The 20,226-nt window shown below is 59.1% G+C and carries 15 protein-coding genes and 1 riboswitch; of the genes, 8 read left to right on the top strand and 7 right to left on the bottom strand.

The features are described from left to right. Positions 1–62: 62 nt before the first annotated feature. Both BLT55_RS24295 and BLT55_RS33755 read left to right on the top strand, forming a co-directional pair. Positions 63–3,683: an RHS repeat domain-containing protein gene (locus tag BLT55_RS24295; RefSeq protein WP_055000358.1), complete on the top strand. Its 3,621-nt coding sequence runs from the start codon at positions 63–65 to the stop codon at positions 3,681–3,683. A 233-nt stretch (positions 3,684–3,916) separates the two neighbouring features. Beyond that, positions 3,917–4,516 carry a hypothetical protein gene (locus BLT55_RS33755; RefSeq protein ID WP_174518618.1) on the top strand — a complete coding sequence of 200 codons (600 nt, stop codon included), beginning with the start codon at positions 3,917–3,919 and terminating at the stop codon, positions 4,514–4,516. A 200-nt stretch (positions 4,517–4,716) separates the two neighbouring features. On the opposite strand, the gene BLT55_RS24285 is transcribed toward BLT55_RS33755, so the two are convergent. Together BLT55_RS24285 and BLT55_RS24280 are read right to left on the bottom strand one after the other, a co-directional pair. Continuing rightward, positions 4,717–5,169, bottom strand: coding sequence for a DUF1249 domain-containing protein (locus BLT55_RS24285; RefSeq protein WP_002551796.1), 453 nt, complete (start codon positions 5,167–5,169; stop codon positions 4,717–4,719). Then, the gene (locus BLT55_RS24280) at positions 5,160–5,777 is read right to left on the bottom strand and encodes an NUDIX domain-containing protein (protein ID WP_042913554.1); all 618 of its coding nucleotides are present in this window, start codon (positions 5,775–5,777) and stop codon (positions 5,160–5,162) included. Before BLT55_RS24280 ends, BLT55_RS24285 begins: the two co-directional genes overlap by 10 nt. Before the next feature lie 208 nt (positions 5,778–5,985). On the opposite strand from BLT55_RS24280, the gene BLT55_RS24270 reads away from it, so the two are divergent. After that, positions 5,986–6,732: an RsiV family protein gene (locus tag BLT55_RS24270; protein ID WP_055000356.1), complete on the top strand. Its 747-nt coding sequence runs from the start codon at positions 5,986–5,988 to the stop codon at positions 6,730–6,732. Here the strand turns inward: BLT55_RS24270 and cytX are convergent. Beyond that, a complete protein-coding gene (cytX, locus tag BLT55_RS24265) occupies positions 6,701–7,990 on the bottom strand; it encodes a putative hydroxymethylpyrimidine transporter CytX (RefSeq protein WP_055000355.1) in 1,290 nt (429 codons plus the stop codon). The two genes, BLT55_RS24270 and cytX, sit on opposite strands and share 32 nt — an antisense overlap. A gap of 497 nt (positions 7,991–8,487) precedes the next feature. After that, a complete protein-coding gene (thiC, locus tag BLT55_RS24260; RefSeq protein ID WP_055000354.1) occupies positions 8,488–10,377 on the bottom strand; it encodes a phosphomethylpyrimidine synthase ThiC in 1,890 nt (629 codons plus the stop codon). Between the two features lie 156 nt (positions 10,378–10,533). Next, positions 10,534–10,638: riboswitch (TPP riboswitch) on the bottom strand. Positions 10,639–10,800: 162 nt separating this feature from the next. On the opposite strand from thiC, the gene BLT55_RS24255 reads away from it, so the two are divergent. Next, a complete protein-coding gene (locus tag BLT55_RS24255) occupies positions 10,801–12,240 on the top strand; it encodes a TolC family outer membrane protein (protein WP_055000353.1) in 1,440 nt (479 codons plus the stop codon). A 323-nt stretch (positions 12,241–12,563) separates the two neighbouring features. Here BLT55_RS24255 and waaA read toward each other — a convergent pair whose 3' ends face one another. After that, complete coding sequence (waaA, locus tag BLT55_RS24250) at positions 12,564–13,844, bottom strand: lipid IV(A) 3-deoxy-D-manno-octulosonic acid transferase (RefSeq protein WP_055000352.1); 1,281 nt, start codon at positions 13,842–13,844, stop codon at positions 12,564–12,566. Between the two features lie 69 nt (positions 13,845–13,913). On the opposite strand from waaA, the gene BLT55_RS24245 reads away from it, so the two are divergent. The 4 genes from BLT55_RS24245 to BLT55_RS24230 are packed head-to-tail and all read left to right on the top strand — an operon-like array spanning position 13,914 to position 17,275. Beyond that, on the top strand, positions 13,914–14,246 hold the full coding sequence (locus BLT55_RS24245; RefSeq protein WP_007251975.1) for an SMR family transporter: 333 nt from the start codon (positions 13,914–13,916) through the stop codon (positions 14,244–14,246). 48 nt (positions 14,247–14,294) lie between these two features. Beyond that, the gene (locus BLT55_RS24240; protein ID WP_055000351.1) at positions 14,295–15,470 is read left to right on the top strand and encodes an NAD(P)/FAD-dependent oxidoreductase; all 1,176 of its coding nucleotides are present in this window, start codon (positions 14,295–14,297) and stop codon (positions 15,468–15,470) included. Further along, positions 15,467–16,282 (top strand): aldo/keto reductase, encoded by an 816-nt coding sequence (locus tag BLT55_RS24235; protein WP_055000350.1) that lies wholly within the window; start codon positions 15,467–15,469, stop codon positions 16,280–16,282. Before BLT55_RS24240 ends, BLT55_RS24235 begins: the two co-directional genes overlap by 4 nt. A 36-nt stretch (positions 16,283–16,318) precedes the next feature. Further along, entirely contained in the window at positions 16,319–17,275 is a 957-nt protein-coding gene (locus BLT55_RS24230) for a metal ABC transporter ATPase (protein WP_074801023.1), read from the top strand. A gap of 39 nt (positions 17,276–17,314) precedes the next feature. On the opposite strand, the gene hldE is transcribed toward BLT55_RS24230, so the two are convergent. Next, positions 17,315–18,736, bottom strand: coding sequence for a bifunctional D-glycero-beta-D-manno-heptose-7-phosphate kinase/D-glycero-beta-D-manno-heptose 1-phosphate adenylyltransferase HldE (gene hldE / locus BLT55_RS24225; protein ID WP_074801020.1), 1,422 nt, complete (start codon positions 18,734–18,736; stop codon positions 17,315–17,317). 75 nt (positions 18,737–18,811) lie between these two features. Continuing rightward, positions 18,812–20,224: a PIG-L deacetylase family protein gene (locus tag BLT55_RS24220; protein WP_054999165.1), complete on the bottom strand. Its 1,413-nt coding sequence runs from the start codon at positions 20,222–20,224 to the stop codon at positions 18,812–18,814. Positions 20,225–20,226 lie beyond the last annotated feature (2 nt).

Raw genomic sequence — 20,226 nt, 5'->3', positions numbered from 1 at the left:
CACATGATGAAGCTATAGAATTTGCCAGGTTAGGCGGCAATGCAGGCTATTATGTTCAGATTATGCGTCAGAACCCGGACCATATTACCGCTACCTGGCACTCGTTCAATAAGAATCATCTTCAAACCAGAGAAGAACTCCAAGTCCAGTTTCAGGCCGAAAAGATCACCAAATGGGAGTTCACTGATGCAAGTCCGGGTGAGAAGGGATTCGGGTTGCCCACTAAAATTACGACCGACTACGCCGACCTCAGTCACCCGAAAACAGAAAAAACCACTACCGTCCAGACACTCACCTACAATAACATCGGCCAACTCACCAAGAGTATCGCCGTCGACGGGGTCGTCACTGAATGGTTGTATTACCCCGACACTGGCGGGCAAGGACTGGACCTATCGCTGATCGCCGAAAAACCGCTATCGAAAGACTTGGCGACCCTGACCTGCCCGAAAGTACCCGAAGGCTATCTGCCTCCGGTGAAATTAGAATACGTCCATGATCCCGCCTATCCGAAAAGTCAGCAAATCACAGCCTATGCTTACCAGACAAGGGAAAATCCGGTCACTCAGCGATCTCTGCTCGTGCCCTCAACAGTCGTCGTTTTGACCGGAGTTAGGTTCGATGCTACAACCATGTACCCCTCATTGATGCGCAGAAACGCATTGATTGAGCAGCGGGTTATCAGCCGCTCAGGTCCCGACGTCGCGATCGATAACACAACTACCTGGAAAGAATCCGTCGTACAGAACACCTGGCTGGGTACGCAACAGAATACGCTGACCACAAGCATGCTCTATGACGACAACCCTTCTGTTGGGCGCACTGTTCGCGCCGAGGCGCAGGGACAGATTATATCCAGTCGAACGTTCTCCCGATTGAGCGGGCGACCGCTGTCAGAAACCATAGACGGCCTCGAATTTCGCTATGTTAGCGATAGTTTGGGGCGATTGGTGAGGCAGGAACGGGGTGCCACCGAAGCGAATGCATGGAAAGCAGAAGCTGTCGAAACGACTGACTACAGTATTACCGCCGAGGGATTACAAGTCACTGTCACCGAGGCCGAGCAACAGGTACGCACGCTGTATGACGGTTTGCAGCGCCCTGTCAGGGTGGCCGTAAAGCAGACGATCTTGCCTGATTCAGCGTTCTGCGTGATCTCGCGCATCGAATATGACGGCCTCGATGCCACCAATCAGACACTATACGATTACTTGCCAGGCGGGTTACGCCGCACTAAAGATGCCAGACCCGAGGCGGCTATGGACGCCTCAAAAATGGCCTGGATGGCCGATTGCACCCGGGAAGATGCAGGGATCCTTATAAATGAGCAAATTATTGGGTCTGACAGCGGCGCCCAACTCATAAGGCAGCTTTCCGGGCGGAGTTTAGATAAGGGCAACACCGCGCTACTCGAAACGCTCCGGCCTTCTACTGCCAAGGACGCATCAACCGACCGGACTATCGAGCGCACATTCGACGATGAAAGGCGATTGATAAAAATCCGTACCAACAACACCAGTGAACATCGCATCGAATATGACGAGTTGGAGCGTGCAGTAGCTATCATCGCTCCCGACGGCACTCGCACAGAACGTAAGTACCACAAACTCAGCGACTACATCACACAACTCAACGTCGGATCCACTGTGCTTGGCACGCAAAAAACGACCGCCACCGCCAGGCAAACCACCGTAGGAGAGTTGACGTATGAATTCCCGGGCGGATCCGCCAGCACAGTCGTCAGGCCGGATAAGACCCTGCTCGAATCAGCCGTCTCAGCAGATGGACGCACAGCAACTCTCTCGATCAACAGGAAAGTTCATACACAACGGGTAATCTCTCAACCCAACGTACTGACTGTCACTGTGAACCCTGTATCGGTGACCAGCGCCGAGGCGTGGTCCAGCCTTACAAGCTCACCGCAAAGTCTGGGGTTAACGAGTATTACCCAAACATCGCCCCGAGGAAGTCGGCAGGCCGAAATGACCCGATCACTGAAGGGCAGGCTCTTGACGAGCACGGCAGTAGATGGTCGCCAGATGCGGGTATTTCGCGACTACCTGGACCGTGTAGTTCGTGTGATTCATGGTGAATTGCACTATCACTATCTCTGGTCCGCGTTTGGTGAGCCGCTACAACGCACGGTGGTCAATCAGGCAAGTGGTGAACGCCTTGACGTTCGCTTTACGTGGGACGCGTTCGGCCAAGAGATAGCACGCGAATATACACTCAACAACAAACCGTTATTGGCCTTGACGAACAGTTACCTGGCCAATGGCCAAGTGAGCAGTAAAACCCTGACGCGTGAAGGAGTGCTCCAACGCACGGAAGGCTTCTCCTACGATGCCCGGGATCGACTGAAAAGCTACGAATGCAAGACTGACGTTGCAGGCTGGCCTCAGGATCAGGCTGGAAAGAGCCTTTCGAAGCAGAGCTATGGTTATGACGAATTATACAACCTGAGCGAATGCTCTTCGACCTACGCCGATGGCAGCACCTGTATTCAAACATACACGTATGACACCATTAAAAACCCGACTCGAAGACTGTCTGTAACAACCGAATTGAGGTCAAGCGCCAAAGCCAAAACAACATCGACACAGACGGCTACGCTCGCTTACGACGCCAACGGCAATCAAACCACTGACGAATCGGGACGCACGCTGGCCTATACGCCACTGGGTCAATTGGCGAGCGTTAAAGACAACGACGGCAAACTGTTGACTCGCTATAGCTATGATGCATTTGGCCGTCTTATATCTCAATACGTCGGCGCCACAAAGCACACCTGTGAACTGCTGTATGACGGCACGCAACTGACGGGAGAAGCATGGTTCGACGACGCGAACAAGGAATTCAAACGTATCCTGTTCAGCGAGGATATGGTACAGCAAACCTGTATTGGCGAAACCGTGCGGTCAGACTTCGTCCTCACCGACCCCAGCAGCGGTGTTGCTGGATTTAGCGCGCATGATGGAACTGGTGCAGTAAAACTGTCCCCACTTGGCTATACCCCTTATGGCGAGAGCTCCAACCTCGATAGCGGATGTCGGCTGGGCTTCAATAGCGAGCGCATCGACCCGGTATTGGGCTGTTACCACTTGGGTAACGGCTACAGGACGTATAGTCCGGCACAGCGACATTGGTTGCAACCCGACACCTGGAGCCCCTTGGGAGCCGGCGGCATCAACAATACCGCCTACTGCGCAGGCGACCCGGTCAACCTGTTCGACCCCAGCGGGCATGTGATGATCAGCCGCTGGGGCGCCAGTAATATAATCAGGGACTTGGTGAAGGTATTACAGGAAGAAAGGCATCAGCCTGTGGGCCATTTCTGGAGAGGCCTTGCGGTCAACGCCAGTGTCGCCGTCGCGGGCGTTCTGATGACCCCTTTCACAGGAGGGTCTTCTTTGGCAATTACTGCGGGCGTCCTCGTGACAACATTGGCTATTGCTTCCGCAGGTCTTGATATTGCCAGTTACGTACTGGAGGACGTCAACCCCGAGCTGGCCCGAAAACTGGGAATTGCCTCTACCGCTCTGGGTTTCATATCGAATGCCCCCTTTAGAACGGGATTGAGATTGGGCGGTCGACTGCTACGTTGGACGTCAAGCAGGGCCGGCAGACTTATCTCCAGGCTTGAGCCCCTATTTAGAAAGGGACCACAGCTAAGGAGACGCTGATTTATTCTAAAACCCAGCTGTTGCCCCCAGATAAATCAAGGCCTCCAGAGCGTTGCAGGGACGAAAAATCGAATAAATCAGCGCCTCCCTAAAGTTCCTTACCGGGACGATAAAGGTACTTAAGGAGACGCTGATTTATTCTAAAACCCAGCTGTTGCCCCCAGATAAATCAAGGCCTCCAGAGCGTTGCAGGGACGAAAAATCGAATAAATCAGCGCCTCCTTAAGCTAGGGATGTCGTCTTATGGAGCGAGCAACGTTACCCGCTGGGCACCACGCAAGGTGTCTCCGGTTGATGAGGCTGGAAAACTGGAACATGGGCTCTTTATGACAGTAGACAAGGAAGGAAAACGCGTTACGTTTATGGCTCACGGCGTGAAGCCTGACGACGTAGGGGAACCTGCAATGATGGCGGTTGAGGAATACAGCGGAAGCGGGCCTTACAGTGGAAAATCATTTTCAGCCTATTCGTTTTTTGATTTCCTGAAATCAAAAAAAGTAGACTTAAATAAATATGAAAAAGTACGGCTGATCATGTGCCACTCAGCAGACGGGGAGGAAAAATCATTCGCCGCCACATTTTCAAAGCTAATAAATAAACCGGTAAAGGGCTATGAGGGGCCGGTTGACGCGCTTTGGGGCATAGACTATGCAAAGGACGCTTTCCAGGGGGCAAGAAACCCAGACCAAATTAAGGCAGCTCAAGAGCAACTAAAATTAAGACCACCTAGGGAGACGCTGATTTATTCTAAAACCCAGCTGTTGCCCCCAGATAAATCAAGGCCTCCAGAGCGTTGCAGGGACGAAAAATCGAATAAATCAGCGCCTCCCTAGACGATTCTTCAACGGAGTCAGTGTAACCAAAACACGGACAGGTGCATCTGTAGCTGAGGATGAATTCGCCCACGGAGCAAGTGCGGGCACAAGTTCGGCCAAACGTCAATCCGATGATCTATTTGGATCGGACGATGAATTTGACCTGAAATAAGCGTTTACGAGGCGTCAGAAAGAAGAGAGTGCGGTTAGCACGCGTGCTACCGCACTGCTTCAAACTCATGCCCACACGCCAGACAATGACTCAGCCACTCGCCCAGAAACAGATTGAGTTGGGCTTTTTCATCCGGTTGGTGCATATCGGCATTGGGGTAGGGATAGATGCCGCGAAAGCGCCGCGCGTGTTCGGCACCGATGACTTCGGCCATGCGTGCGTCGTGGTAGACCTGTACTTCAAGCACCGGCACCGGCAGCCACGGCAGGCTGTGTTCCTGGCGGACTTGCAGGGTGGTGGTGTACGGGCAGTCGAGCAGAACTTCGACGGCCAGCACGCCCAGCATCTGGTCGCCCTGGGTCACGGCGACGCGGCGCGAACGCTGTTCGTTACGCATATCGGGCAGCAGGCGCATCAGGCGCGCGTAGTTGGCTTCACACGCAGCCTGCAGCCCGGCAAGATCGACACGGTAGCGCTCGCGCAATAGATTCACGACCATAACCCCCTTATTTCAGCGCGGTTCAACGCCAGCCATTGCAAGGCGATAATCGTTGAAGCGTTTTTGATTCTCCCGTCCTTGACTGCATCCATCGCATCATCGAACGACCAGACCGTCACACGGATGTCTTCGCCTTCCGCTTCAAGGCCATGCAAACCACCCGCCCCTTCACTACTGCAACGCCCCATGTACAGGTGAACGAACTCATCACTGCCGCCCGGCGAAGGGAAGTATTTGGTGATCGGCCACAGCGCATCGAACACAAGCCCAGCTTCCTCTTCTGCCTCGCGATGAGCAACTTCTTCCGGCTGTTCATCCTTGTCAATGAGGCCGGCAACCAGTTCGATCAACCACGGGTTGTCGGTTTTTTTCATGGCACCGACGCGGAACTGCTCGATCAGCACCACCTCATCACGCTTGGCGTCGTAAGGCAGTACGCAGACGGCATCGTGACGAACGAACAATTCGCGACTGATTTCCTTGCTCATGCCCCCGGCGAACAGCTCGTGGCGCACATGCAGCTTGTCCAGCTTATAGAAGCCCTTGAAGCAGTTTTCACGGCTGATTGTTTCAAACGCTGTGGGTGCAGTTCGTGTGTTCTGGGTCATGGAATTCTCGCTTGCCGCCAATTTGAACATCGGGCCATCCTAACGCGCATCGACGGTCGGATGCAGCCCCCTTGAACATGCAGGGTAGACGGCCGGGACTTAAAACAATTCTAATCTGCCATCTATCGAACCGAAGTCGTTGTCGACAGTCCAACTGGCCTGCACACGCACAACGCAACCGCCTTTTTTGACACTGCCAAGGATCAACATGTCGTTATTGAGGATCACTTCACTGGCTTGCCTGGCCCTGTTGCTCGGCGCCTGCCAAAGCCTCTTCACGCCCAACATGCGCACACCGCTGCAAGTCCAGCGCGATGCTTCCGAGCTGATCAAGCCGGGCTGCACCACCGTCGACTGCCCGCTGGTGAACGTCGATACCGTGCATTTTCCCGACGAGCCACGTCTGGACGCCATCGTCCAGAAGACTCTGCTGCAATTGACCGTTGGTGAAACCAGCGCGTCGGCACCGCCGTCCGTGAAAGCCTATCAGGAGCAGTTCCTGAGCCAGGCGCAGGGTCGCAACGCCAGTTACCTGCAAGCAAAAGTACGCGAACAGCATGACGGTATCGTGGTTGTCGAGCTGTCCAGTTACTTGGACAACGGCGGCGCGCAAGGTAATCCCGGCCGCGCCTTCATCAACTACTCACGTCAGCAACAGAAAGTCCTGACCCTGGCTGACATGATCATTCCGGGCAAGGAAAGCGAGTTCTGGCAAAAGGCGCAACTGGCTCACCAGAGCTGGCTGGCCTCGACCAAGATGAATGAGAACAGCGAGTTCATCAAAACCTGGCCTTTCAAGCGCACGCCGCATATCGCCCTGACGTACGGCGCAGTGATTCTCAAGTACCCGGTGGAAACCATCGCGCCTTACGCGATGGGCCACATTGAGCTGAAGATTCCTTATCCGCAGCTCAACGGCATCATCAAGTCGGAACTGTTCCCCGGCCGCGGTTGATCGCTCTGCCGATCGACAGCTGCAACACGCCAGCGACGATGAGCGCTGGCAGTGTTGCGCCCACTTCCGGATAAAAGTTGGCCAGCAGGTGATAAGTGCTGATGCCGCCCAGCCATGCCAGCAGGCTCATCCAGCGCAAGCCCCCCTCCGCGACCTGACCACTGCGCCCGCGCAGTAGGAAATGGTCGACCAGCACCACGCCGAACAGCGGCGCAAACACCGAGCCGATCAGCAGCAGGAAGTTCTGATACTGCGCCAATGGCGCGAAACAGGCGATCAGGGTGCAGATGACGCCAATGATCAAGGCCAGATGCTCGACTTTGATGCGGGTCAGCAGTGCGCTGGAAACCGCCGCCGAGTGAATATCCGCAAACGCGTTTTCGGTTTCATCCAGCAGAATCAGCAGCAGCGGAATCCCCAGTCCTGCGCCAGCCAGCGCCAACAGCAAAGCATTGACCTCGCCGCTCGGCACGAACGCCAGGGTGTAGGCAACGCCAAGGCTCATCAGCCAGACGTTACCGATGAAAAAGCCGACGGCAGTGCCACCGAAGACACTCTTTGCCCGCTGACCGAAGCGCGAGTAATCGGCGATCAATGGTAGCCAGGACAGCGGCATGGCGATGGCAATGTCGAAACCCGAGGCAAACGGCATCGAACCGTCGCCGGATGTTGCCCACAGCGTGGTCAGATCAGCCTTGGCGAGCAGGTTCCAGGTCAGCCATAAGCAGGCCGCCAGCAGAATCCATACACCCCATTTGCGCAAGAAGCGGCGCACGAAGGTCAAGGGTCCGCTGACTGCCAGCAAGGTTGCAAGTGCGCCGAAAAACAATGTCCAGAGCAGCGGACTGGCCCACAGACTTCCGCCTGCAAAGGCCCGCGCGCCCAACAGGCTGGCGGCATCGCGCATGACAATAATCTCGAACGAGCCCCAGCCGATCAGTTGCAGCAGGTTCAACACCGCAGGCAACGAAGCGCCTTTACTGCCCAGACTGAGCTTGAGCGCGGCCATGGACGACAGGCCGGTATCGCTGCCGATCACCGCCACGCTGGCGAGCAGCAAAACGCCCACTAGTGTGCCCAGAAAAATCGCCAGCATCGCGCCAGACATGCCCAACCCCGGCGCCAGCAAGGCCCCGGTTTGCAGCACCATCAGGCCGATGCCGAGGGAAAACCACAGGGAAAACAGATCCCGCCCGCCGAACACCCGCTGGCTGGCGGGGATAGGGATGTCGGGGGAGTAGGTGCCGGGTGTGTTCACGTATAGGTCTCGTGTGGAACGTTAATGAACTGATTACAGCAGCGCTGCCTGCTCAGAATCGGACACAGAGCAAGCTTCTGCCCGCAAGGCGTGCGAACTTGTTCGCGAACAGGCCAGTACAGCACCCAAAAACAGGGCGTCTGGACTATCGTATTCGTGAGCAAGCGAAGCGTCGCCCGACTCACTCCCACAAGGGATTATGCGATAGTTGAACCGTGCTTCTGCCCGCAGGGCGTGGGAGCGGATTTGTCCGCGAAAGCTATATTCCGGGCAATACATCTTCAGCGGATGTAACGGCCCTTTCGCGAACAAGTTCGCCACGAAAGCCAGGTAATTCGGTGTCCATGTGGGAGTGAGCTTGCTCACGAAGAGGCCCGTAGGACCGCCGAAGATTTATGCTGATGTGTGTCCGTCTTCGCGAGCAAGCTCCCACGCCCTTCGGGCAGAATCAAAGCAGACTTGTGTGCAACTCTGAACCCAGAGTGGGCTGTTGCTCTCTACACCTTCTTGTACAACTGGCTGCCTTCCTGCTTGAAGCGCTCGGCCTGTTCGGCCAGGCCTTTGGCGACGTCGACGTCTACCGCTTCAATGCGCTGATTGGCTGCGTACTCGCGCACTTCCTGGGTGATTTTCATCGAGCAGAATTTCGGTCCGCACATGGAGCAGAAGTGTGCGACCTTGGCGGAGTCCTTGGGCAGGGTTTCGTCGTGGTACGAGCGCGCGGTGTCCGGGTCCAGGCCGAGATTGAACTGGTCTTCCCAGCGGAACTCGAAACGCGCCTTGCTCAGCGCGTTGTCACGGATCTGCGCGCCCGGATGCCCTTTGGCCAGGTCCGCCGCGTGGGCCGCGATCTTGTAGGTGATGATGCCGGTCTTCACATCATCCTTGTTCGGCAACCCCAGATGCTCCTTGGGCGTGACGTAGCACAGCATCGCGCAGCCGAACCAGCCGATCATGGCCGCCCCGATACCCGATGTGATGTGGTCGTAACCCGGCGCGATGTCGGTGGTCAGCGGGCCCAGGGTGTAGAACGGCGCTTCGTCGCAGCACTCCAGTTGCTTGTCCATGTTCTCCTTGATCAACTGCATAGGCACATGACCGGGGCCTTCGATCATGGTCTGCACATCATGCTTCCAGGCAATCTTGGTCAGTTCGCCCAGCGTTTCCAGCTCACCGAACTGCGCCGCATCGTTGGCATCGGCAATCGAGCCAGGACGCAGGCCATCGCCCAGCGAGAAGCTGACGTCGTAGGCCTTCATGATTTCGCAGATGTCTTCGAAATGCGTGTAAAGGAAGTTTTCCTTGTGGTGCGCCAGGCACCATTTGGCCATGATCGAACCGCCACGGCTGACGATACCGGTCACACGCTTGGCGGTCAGCGGCACGTAACGCAGCAACACCCCGGCGTGGATGGTGAAGTAATCGACGCCCTGCTCGGCCTGCTCGATCAGCGTGTCGCGGAACAGCTCCCAGGTCAGGTCCTCGGCTGCACCCCCCACTTTTTCCAGCGCCTGATAGGTCGGCACCGTACCGATCGGCACTGGCGAATTGCGGATGATCCACTCACGGGTTTCATGAATGTGCTTGCCGGTGGACAGGTCCATGACCGTGTCCGAGCCCCAGCGGATACCCCAGGTCAGCTTGGCGACTTCTTCTTCAATGGAAGAACCCAACGCGCTGTTGCCGATGTTGCCGTTGATCTTCACCAGGAAGTTACGGCCGATGATCATTGGCTCCAGTTCGACATGGTTAATGTTGGCCGGGATGATCGCGCGGCCACGGGCGATCTCTTCACGCACGAACTCGGCGGTGATTTCCTTCGGGATGCTGGCACCGAAGCTGTGCCCGGCGTGCTGTTGGGTCAGCAGGCCGGCGGCGCGGGCCTCCTGCAGCTTCATGTTTTCGCGGATGGCGACGTATTCCATCTCGGCCGTGATGATGCCCTGACGCGCATAGTGCATCTGGCTGACATTGGCACCGGCCTTGGCGCGGCGCGGGTTGCGCACATGGGCAAAGCGCAACGCGGTCAGTTCGGCGTCGCTCAGGCGTTGCTGGCCGAAGTTGGAACTCAAGCCAGGCAGGCGTTCGGTGTCATTGCGCGAGTCGATCCACGGCGAGCGAATATCGGCCAGACCTTTGCGCACATCGATGATCACGTTGGGGTCGGTGTATGGGCCGGAGGTGTCATAGACGGTAACCGGCGCGTTGATTTCACCGCCAAAATCCGTCGGTGTGACATCCAGAGTGATTTCGCGCATCGGCACACGGATGTCCGGGCGCGAGCCCTGAACGTAGATTTTCTGCGAACGGGTAAACGGCTGCACCGATCCGGAATCGACCTGCGCCGACTCGCTCAAATGGGCTGTGTTTTTTAGTGTTGTACTCATCACGGGCTCTCCAGACATCCGGTTGCGGATTGATTGTCGGAGTAACCTGATCATGACGGACGGGTGCACCAGTGCTGGTGCTGAGCATCGAAAGAAGGCGAAACTGTTCATTATTTGAACAACCGACCCCGGACGACACTCAAGAGGACTCGCCGGGAGACGAGAAATCTTGTTCCCTACGCAGGCGCTAACCTGATCAGGTTCAACGGGATCCGGTTTAACCGATCTCAGCCTCATAGCAAGGCACCCCGACAAGAACGCGATCAGTCTATGACGGGGTGCCACCGCAGCGCCAGCCTATTTGCACAGACCTCGATAAATGGCACAAATCGACGATTGTTGCCAAAAGCGTCTGGCTCTACACTCGCTAGCCCGGTTTATCTGCAAACCGTGATTACTTTCTTCATGAACAGGGAATGCCTCATGTTGCGCAAACTTTCGTGGGTCGTGGCTGTTTCGTTTGCGTCCAGCGGGCTGACCTGGGCAGCCGACTTGCCAATGCCGATCAAGACCGGCCTGCTGAATGTCTACCAGCAGGCGGTGGACAACAACGCCGACCTTGCCGCCTCGCGCGCCGATTACGATGCCCGCAAGGAAGTTGTGCCGCAGGCGCGTGCCGGCCTGCTGCCGAATATTTCCGGCAGCGTCCAGAACACCGACACCCGCACCAGCATTGATCAGCCCCGAGCCGTGGCGAGCCGCAGCGGCACGGTGTACCAGGCAACCTTGAGCCAGCCGATCTTTCGTGCCGATCGCTGGTTCCAGTTGCAGGCCGCCGAGGCGGTCAACGAACAGGCGGCGCTGGAGCTGTCGGCCACCGAACAGAATCTGATTCTGCAATCGGCACAAAGCTATTTCAGCGTATTGCGTGCGCAGGACAACCTGGCGTCGACCAAGGCCGAGGAAGCGGCCTTCAAACGCCAGCTGGATCAGGCCAGAGAGCGTTTCGATGTCGGCCTGTCGGACAAGACCGATGTGCTGCAGGCCCAGGCCAGCTATGACACCTCGCGTGCCAGCCGACTGCTCGCCCAGCGTCAGGTGGACGATGCCTTTCAGGCACTGGTGACGCTGACCAATCGCGAATACAACTCCATCGAAGGCATCGTGCACACCTTGCCGGTGCTCGCACCGACACCAAATGACGCCAAGGCCTGGGTCGACACCGCTGCGCAACAGAACCTCAACTTGCTGGCCAGCAACTATGCGGTCAGCGCTGCCGAAGAAACCCTGCGCCAGCGCAAGGCAGGGCATGCGCCGACCCTCGATGCCGTGGCGACTTACCAGCGTGGCGACAACGATGCGCTGGGGTTCAGCAACCCCAATTACACCGGTCGCAATTACAGCGGTGACGTCGAGCAGCGCAGCATTGGCGTGCAGCTGAACATCCCGATCTATAGCGGCGGGCTGACCAGCTCGCAGGTGCGCGAAGCTTATTCGCGGCTGAGCCAGAGCGAGCAGCGCCGCGAAAGCCTGCGCCGTCAGGTGGTGGAAAACACCCGCAACCTGCACCGCGCGGTGAACACCGATGTGGAGCAGGTGCAGGCGCGCAAGCAGTCGATCATCTCCAACCAGAGTGCGCTGGAAGCCACGGAAATCGGCTATCAGGTCGGCACCCGCAACATCGTCGACGTGCTCGATGCGCAACGCCAGCTGTATGCCTCGGTGCGTGACTACAACAACACGCGCTACGACTACATCCTCGACAACCTGCGCCTCAAGCAGGCCGCCGGCACCTTGAACCCGGGCGACCTGCAAGACCTGTCCCGCTACCTCAAACCGGACTACAACCCGGACAAGGACTTCCTGCCACCGGATTTGGCGACGGCAGCGCAGAAGAATTTCGAGCGGCCGGCGCAGCGCTGAGGTTGTTGACTAGAGACTTGTAATGCAGAGCATCACGAAGGGCAGTCCCTCCCCCGCAGGAGTACTCAGCGCCCTGCATAAACCTCAATGAGCTCGAAAAACAGGCTTCTACCCGGAGGGCAGAATCAAAAACCGATTCGAGATTTCCACACAACTTTTGTGGGAGCGGACTTGTCCGCGAAAACTATACCGTGAGCGATAAATCTTCTGTGAATGTACTGGCCCCTTCGCGGACAAGTCCGCTCCCACAATGTTTAGCGCCGCGTCTATATGCCGGCCTCATCGCGAGCAAGGCTTGTGTGTAACGCTGAGTGCTCTGCGATTCAGCGCTTGCCCATCAACTGCCCGATCCCGTCCAGCAAGCGCTGCAAAGCTCCCTGATTGGCCTTCATCACTGCCAGCCCGGCATCGGCCATGCTGCGGGCCTGCTGTGGCTGGTCGATCAGGCGCTGGACGGCGGCGGCTAGTGCAGTGGCATCGCTGATTTCCTGCAATGCGCCAGCATTGCGCAGCATTGCAGCGATCTCGAGGAAGTTGAACAGGTGCGGGCCGCTCAATACAGGTTTGGCCAGCGCCGCGGGCTCCAGCAGGTTGTGCCCGCCATTGGGCACCAGGCTGCCGCCGACGAAGGCGATGTCGACCAGTGCATAGAGGAACAGCAACTCGCCCATGGTATCGCCCAGCAGCACCGAAACCTCCGGTGTGACGGGCTGGGCAGCGGAACGGCGAACCGTTGCAAAGCCCTGCTGCTGACACAGTGCATGCACGCTGTCGAAACGTTCAGGATGACGCGGCACCAGAATCAACAGCGCGTCGGGACGGGCTGCCAGCAGAGTGCGATGCGCAGCCAGTACGATTTCGTCTTCGCCTGCGTGGGTACTCGCAGCGATCCACACCGGGCGCTGCGTCGCCTGCCATTGCTCGCGCAGTTGCGCAGCGCGCTCCAGCAGGTGCGGGTCGACGCTCAGGTCGAACTTGATCGAGCCGGTCACCGCAACGCACTCGGGACGCGCACCCAGCTCGCGGAAGCGCTGCGCTTCGGCTTCGGTCTGCACCGCGAACCAGGCCATTTCCGCCAGCATCGGCCGCGTCAGCTTCGCGAAACGTGCATAGCCTCGTGCAGAACGTTCCGACAGCCGCGCATTGGCCAGCACTACGGGGATTCCGCGTTTCGCACATTGATGAATGTGATTGGGCCACAACTCGGTTTCCATAATGACGCCCAGCCGCGGCTGCACATGATCAAGAAAACGCCCTGCCGCCCAAGGCAGGTCATACGGCAGGTAACAGTGCTGAATGCGCGGCTCGCTGGCGAACATCGCCTTGATTCGCTCCGAACCTGTGGGCGTCATGCAAGTCACAGTGATCGGCAACTGCGGATACTGCGCCAGCAGGGCACGAATCATCGGTGCGGCGGCAATGCTCTCGCCGACCGACACCGCATGCACCCAGATCCCGCCGCGCTGCATGGCGGGCAGGCCGCTGGCGAAGCGCTCGCCGATGCGCTGACGGTACGCCGGAGCCTTGCGCGCCCGCAGCCACAGACGCAGTGCGACCAGTGGCAGGCCGAGATGAAACAGCACGGTATAAAGAGTTCTATTCATGGGCGCGGAGTTTATCAGCCCGCCATCACAAGTCGCTAGAATGCGCAGCCTGACGAAAAGGAATGCACCATGAACGCTTACTATCTACTGGCCATCGCCGTTTGCGCGGAAGTCATTGCTACCACGTCCATGAAAGCCGTCAAGGGATTCAGCACACCCCTGCCCCTGATACTGCTGATCACCGGCTACGCGATTGCGTTCTGGATGCTGATCCTGGTGATGCGCACGATTCCGGTCGGCATCACCTACGCCATCTGGTCAGGCATGGGCATCGTCATGGTGAGCATCGCGGCGTTCTTTATCTACGGCCAGAAACTCGACCTGCCTGCGCTGCTGGGCATGGGGATGATTGTGGCCGGTGTGGCGGTCATTCAGCTGTTCTCGAAAACCGCCGGGCATTGAAAACCTGATCCCTTATAATGCTGGTACTTTTTGCTCACTGAGGTGCTCATGCCATCGGTTATTTCCACTGACGTGCTGATTGTCGGGGCTGGCGTCGCCGGTCTCTGGCTCAATGCCCGGTTGCGTCGTCAAGGGTTCTCAACAGTGCTGGTAGAGCGCGCCAGCCTGGGTGGCGGGCAGAGCCTCAAGTCGCAGGGGATCATCCACGGCGGCGCCAAGTACGCGCTGCATGGCGCGCTGTCCGGTGCCTCCGAGGCCATCGCCGACATGCCGCGTCGCTGGCGTGAGGCACTCGACGGCAAGGGCGAGCTGGACCTGTCCGGCGTGCACCTGCTGTCCGAAGCCCATTACCTGTGGTCGCCGGGCACTATCGCCGGGAATCTGACCAGTTTTTTCGCCAGCAAGGCGGTGCGCGGTCGCGTGGATCAGGTCAAGGGCGAGCAGCTGCCACCCGCCCTGCAAAACCCGAAATTCAAAGGCAAGGTCTATCGATTGGCTGAACTGGTGGTCGACGTGCCAAGCCTGATCGAGCGCCTCGCAGAACTGGCCGGCGACAGCCTGCTGGCCGGGCAGGAAATCGAGCCGCTTTACGAAGCGAATGAGCTGATCGGTCTACGCGTCGACGGCCGCGATATCCATGCCCAGCGTATCGTGCTCAGCGCGGGCGGCGGCAATGCCGACCTGCTGAACGCGCTTGGCGTTTCACAACCGCAGATGCAGCGCCGCCCGCTGCACATGGTATTGGTCAAAGGACCGACCCTGAAACCATTGTTCGCCCACTGCCTGGGCGGCGGGCCGAAGCCGCGCATCACGGTGACCACGCATCCAGCCGCTGATGGCCAGTGGGTGTGGTACTTGGGTGGCGACCTGGCCGAAGCCGATGGCGTGGCGCGCGAGCCGGATGCGCAGATTGCCGTCGCCCGCAAGGAGCTCGAAGCCCTGCTGCCGTGGGTCGACCTGAGCCAGGCGCAGTGGGCGACCCTGCGCGTGGATCGCGCCGAGCCAGCCCAATCGGGGCTGGTGCGCCCGGACAACGCCTTTCTCGACAGCCAGCACCGCCTGATGATCGGCTGGCCGACCAAGCTGGCACTGGCACCGGACTTCGCTGACCGGGTCCTGTCGCAATTGTCGAGAGACGGTATCCATCCGACACCGCAAGCACCGCTGGTGGATGTACCAAGGCCACCAATGGCCGTACCTGTCTGGGATGAACTGCTGCCATGAGCCTGAAAACCCTGCACGACCTGCACCGCCCGCTGGGTTGCACCGGCCTGAGCGTTTCACCGCTGGGGCTGGGCACCGTCAAACTGGGCCGCGACGTGGGCGTCAAGTACCCCAGCGGCTTCAAGATCCCCGACGATCAGCAGGCGCAAATGCTGCTGCGCATGGCCCGCGACATTGGTATCAACCTGATCGACACCGCACCGGCCTACGGCACCAGTGAAGAACGCCTTGGCCCGCTGTTGCGCGGGCAGCGTCAGGATTGGGTGATCGTCAGCAAGGTCGGCGAAGAATTCGACAACGGTCAGTCGAGCCATGACTTCAGCGCCGGGCACACGCGTCGCTCGGTGGAACGCAGCCTGAAACGTCTTGAAACTGACTTTCTCGATCTGGTTTTAGTGCACTCGGACGGCAACGACCTGGCCATTCTCAACGACGCCGAGGTGTACCAGACGCTCGCTGACCTCAAGCGCGAAGGCAAGATCCGCGGCTTCGGTTTTTCCGGCAAGACGGTCGAAGGCGGCCTGCTGGCACTGCGCGAAGGGGACTGCGCGATGGTCACCTACAACCTCGACGAGCAGGCTGAAAAACCGGTTCTCGACTACGCTGCCGCGCACGGCAAAGGCATCCTGGTCAAGAAAGCGCTGGCCAGTGGTCATGTCTGCCTGACGCCGGGCACAGACCCGGTGCAGGCCAGCTTCCAGCTACTGTTTCAACACCCGGGGGTTGCCAGTGCTATTGTCGGGACCATCAACCCCATGCACTTGGCACACAACGTTGCAACTGCCGCTGCCGTGATTTGTCGTCAAGCCTGACTGAGGCGGCCGACCCCAACGCAAGAAGGAGCCGTTATGCCGCGAACACTGATCCGAAAGAACCCCAGCAACTTCAAGACCCTGCCGCTGTTCGTCGAAGCCACCCCGGAAAACCTGACCTATCAGAGCGTCGGCATGCCGATGAACTTCGCTCAGACCTTGCAGCGGCGGCGCAAGATCGAGGTGCCGGACACCGAGCGGTTCGCCACCGAACTGGCCAATCTGGGCGTGTCCGTGCGCCTGACCGTCAGTTGGCAGAACCGCGATTACTGGGTGTTGGTCCACCAGCGGCGTCAAGACCGTGGCGACGTGGTGCTCAAGCTGATCTCCGGCTATGTGCCGGCCCATGAGCTGAGCCTGCCGCTGCACACGGCGATTCAGGAAGTGGCCGAAGAGTGCCTGATCGAAACGCCCCAAGGCTGGCTCAGCGGGCGTTTCAAGGACACCTGGCTGCCTGCGCCCTACGCCGCCGCGTTGCATTATCGCGAAGCCATGCCCTTTCGCCTGAGCCCGCTGTCCGGCGCAGCGCGACCAGTACGCAGTGGCAACCTGACACTTCTGGAGCGGCCGCGGGCCTATGTGCATTTGCCGACAGCGTCACTGCAATTGATCTATGACATGCGCCTAGAAATCCCCAAGGAAGCACGGCCGGTCAGCCTGTTTCACGTCGATGAGGCGCTGGAAAACGATCAATTGGTCGCTCGCCTCAATCGCAGCAAGCCGGACCTGTACCTGATGCCACTGGAGAACGGATCGCCGCTGCCCGAGCTGTACACGCTCAAGCGCGACAAGCTGATCCCGGCCCCGACCCGAGGCCTGTATCTGGCGGAAAGCTTTGCCGCGCAGGATGGCTGGGTGGTGCGCGAAGAACGCATTCGCTGGAAGGACTGGTTGCGTCAGCAGGGCATGACCCCGCCGCCGAAAAAGACCGGCCTCAAACGCCTGACCGGCAAGGCCCGGGAACTGCTGCACGCGATCAGTGGGAAGCTTTGAGCTGCAAGCTTTTGATTTGCTCTAGCTTGCAGCTTGCAGCTATTGATTCCGAATCTTGTCGACAATCGCTGTAGTCGAGCTGTTTTCCACCAGCCCTAACACGCGCACTTCGCCGCCGTAGGCCTGGACGATGTCGGCACCGACCACTTGATCGATACCGTAGTCACCGCCTTTGACCAGCACGTCCGGTTTAACGTGGGTCAGCAGGTTTTCCGGGGTGCCTTCAGGGAAGCTGATCACCCAGTCCACCGCGCCCAGCCCGGCCAGCACCGCCATGCGCCGGTCGACGCTGTTGATCGGACGGCCCGGCCCTTTCAGGCGGCTGACCGAAGCGTCGTCGTTGACCGCCACGATAAGGCGATCACCCAGCGCGCGTGCCTGTTCCAGATAGGTCACGTGACCGGCATGCAGGATGTCGAAGCAGCCGTTGGTGAACACGATTTTTTCCTTGTGCGCGCGCGCATCATCGACGGCCAGCAGCAATTGCTCCAGCCCCAGCACGCCGCGCTCGGAACCTTCTTCACGCTGGATGGCGCGACGCAGTTCCGGGGCGCTGATCGCCGCCGTACCCAGCTTGCCGACCACGATGCCTGCCGCCAGATTGGCCAGGGCAACGGCATGTGGCAGCTCCTCGCCCGCCGCAATCGCCGCCGCCAGGGTGGAAATGACTGTATCGCCCGCACCGGTCACATCGAACACTTCGCGAGCACGGGCTGGCAAGTGCAGTGCCTGTTGATCAGGACGCAACAGGGTCATACCGTGTTCGCCTCGAGTGACCAGCAACGCGCCCAGATCCAGCTCTTGCATCAACTGCGCACCTTTGGTGACCAGTTGCGCCTCGTCTTCACAATGCCCGACGATGGCTTCGAATTCGCTGAGGTTCGGAGTAATCAGGCTGGCGCCGCGATAGATCGCGAAGTCCTTGCCCTTGGGGTCGGCGAGCACCGGAATGCCACGCTTGCGGGCGGCCTGGATCAGCGCCTGATGGTTTTTCAGCGCGCCTTTGCCGTAGTCGGACAGGACCAGCACTTTGATGCCATCCAGCAAACTGTAGACTTCTGCGCTCAGTGCCAGCGGATCGGTATTGAATGGTTCTTCGAAGTCGATACGCAGCAGCTGCTGATGGCGACTCATGACGCGCAATTTAACGATGGTCGGCTGGTCGGCAATCCGCTGAAAGCGCGCCCGTACACCCGCCGCTTTCAGGCTGTTGGACAGGCTGTCTGCCGCCTCGTCGTCGCCGGTCACGCCGACCAGCGATGCAGGAGCGCCGAGCGCCGCGATGTTCAGGGCAACGTTGGCAGCACCACCCGGACGGTCCTCGATCTGATCGACCTTGACCACAGGCACCGGCGCTTCAGGGGAAATACGCGAGGTACCACCATGCCAGTATCTGTCGAGCATGACATCACCGACCACCAGGACAGGGGCCTGATCAAAGCGCGGCATGGATAGCTTCATGAAAACTCCGGGAGCGATAAAAGCGACGAAAATAATAACATAGAGAAAGCACGCATCAGCGATGCGCGGGCTGGCTCAGCGGGCGTCATCGGGTGGCAATGGCCGCACCCAGAAAATCTCGTGGCGGCGCACGGCCTTGCGGAAGAACTCATCCTCGCCCGTACGTGGCCAGCGTCGACCGGCCAGCAGGCGCTGGATCACTCGGCGGATGCGGCGTTTCAGCGGTGGACGGCCCTGCAAATCGTGTTGCATGGCCAAGGCCATTGCCTTGTCCATGCGCGCGGCGGCCTCCAGTGACGGGCTCCACAGCCCGTCGGCCGGCAGCGGCTCGACCGTGGGCGGCAAGGCAATGCCGTACTCCGCAGGCCCCATGGGCCAGCGATCGTTGTCGTGAAGATGGTTGGCATACAGCAGCAATGTCCGAGGCCGCCACGCGCTGAGCTCGATGGCTTCCATCAGCGCGCGGGTACTTGCGACATGGTCGTCGTGCGGATCGAGTTCCGGATGCGGTGTCAGCACCACGTCGGGGCGCTGATGCTCCAGCAGCCGGGCCAGATCGGCCACCAGATTGTTCCAGTGCGGCTGGCCGTCGGCATCACCCGGCAGGCTCAGGCTGTTATGCCGACGCACCGCACGGATATCGGTTTCTCCAGACTCACGAGAACCGAAAGCCTGCTGCGGGCTGCGGGCCATCTCGCCCAGCCTCAGGCAAAAATACCCCAGCTGGAAGCAGTGCTGTTGCGCGACTCCGCCCCACAGCGGTACGGAGAGGCTGTCCCAACTGCGCAGGCGGCCTTTGAGCCGCGCGGCCTCGGCAGCGTCCAGGCCCATATCACGGTAGTTGTCGGCTTCGATTTCACCCTGAGTGAGGGTCACGATCGAGACTTCGGGCGCACGGCTGTAAAGACCAAAGGCCGCCAGTTCGGCGTCGTCGGCATGCGGCGCGACGATCAGCAGGCGCTGCGCGGCAAAATCGGGATTATCCAGTGCGTACACAGTGGCCTGCGAAGCGAGACTGCAAAAGCGCCCGCGCAGCGTCAGGCTTCCGTCCACCAGCGCCGGACCTTGCCCGGAGAGATTGAGAAAACGTTCGCCATCGACACCACGCTCCATGTCCTGACGGTCGTCGCCAATCCACACCTGCGGATCGAGAAAACGCCCCAGCCAGTGGCTTTTGACGTGCACCTTGAGCACCAGCGTCTGAGTCGCGACGATGTCACCCGCAACGGTCAGCCTGCCGTTTTGCAGAGTGACAGGACAGTGAGCCGTGCCCTCGGGAAAGTCATAACGGTAATCGTCGGAAGGCGCATAAAACAGGTGATCGGCGAACCACGCCTCGTGGGCGAGCCAGCCGAGCAGCAGGAACACCGGCAGCGGCCACCAGGCAACCCATACCCCGAACAGCACGGCCGTCAGCGCCGCGCCGATCAGTATCACCCGCTTGCGCTGGCGGTGACGTTTAAGCAACTGTTGCTTGCGTCCACTCATGA

The organism is Pseudomonas cannabina (assembly GCF_900100365.1).
GTDB lineage: Bacteria > Pseudomonadota > Gammaproteobacteria > Pseudomonadales > Pseudomonadaceae > Aquipseudomonas > Aquipseudomonas cannabina.
This window is presented reverse-complemented; position numbering and strand designations above follow the sequence as displayed.

Bases quoted from the DNA above. Each gene is read 5' to 3' on its own strand.
- BLT55_RS24295 (WP_055000358.1), top strand. From the start codon at position 63: ATGCGTCAGAACCCGGACCATATTACCGCTACCTGGCACTCGTTCAAT.
- BLT55_RS33755 (WP_174518618.1), top strand. From the start codon at position 3,917: ATGTCGTCTTATGGAGCGAGCAACGTTACCCGCTGGGCACCACGCAAG.
- BLT55_RS24285 (WP_002551796.1), bottom strand. From the start codon at position 5,169: ATGGTCGTGAATCTATTGCGCGAGCGCTACCGTGTCGATCTTGCCGGG.
- BLT55_RS24280 (WP_042913554.1), bottom strand. From the start codon at position 5,777: ATGACCCAGAACACACGAACTGCACCCACAGCGTTTGAAACAATCAGC.
- BLT55_RS24270 (WP_055000356.1), top strand. From the start codon at position 5,986: ATGTCGTTATTGAGGATCACTTCACTGGCTTGCCTGGCCCTGTTGCTC.
- thiC (WP_055000354.1), bottom strand. From the start codon at position 10,377: ATGAGTACAACACTAAAAAACACAGCCCATTTGAGCGAGTCGGCGCAG.
- BLT55_RS24255 (WP_055000353.1), top strand. From the start codon at position 10,801: ATGTTGCGCAAACTTTCGTGGGTCGTGGCTGTTTCGTTTGCGTCCAGC.
- waaA (WP_055000352.1), bottom strand. From the start codon at position 13,844: ATGAATAGAACTCTTTATACCGTGCTGTTTCATCTCGGCCTGCCACTG.
- BLT55_RS24245 (WP_007251975.1), top strand. From the start codon at position 13,914: ATGAACGCTTACTATCTACTGGCCATCGCCGTTTGCGCGGAAGTCATT.
- BLT55_RS24240 (WP_055000351.1), top strand. From the start codon at position 14,295: ATGCCATCGGTTATTTCCACTGACGTGCTGATTGTCGGGGCTGGCGTC.
- BLT55_RS24235 (WP_055000350.1), top strand. From the start codon at position 15,467: ATGAGCCTGAAAACCCTGCACGACCTGCACCGCCCGCTGGGTTGCACC.
- BLT55_RS24230 (WP_074801023.1), top strand. From the start codon at position 16,319: ATGCCGCGAACACTGATCCGAAAGAACCCCAGCAACTTCAAGACCCTG.
- hldE (WP_074801020.1), bottom strand. From the start codon at position 18,736: ATGAAGCTATCCATGCCGCGCTTTGATCAGGCCCCTGTCCTGGTGGTC.
- BLT55_RS24220 (WP_054999165.1), bottom strand. From the start codon at position 20,224: ATGAGTGGACGCAAGCAACAGTTGCTTAAACGTCACCGCCAGCGCAAG.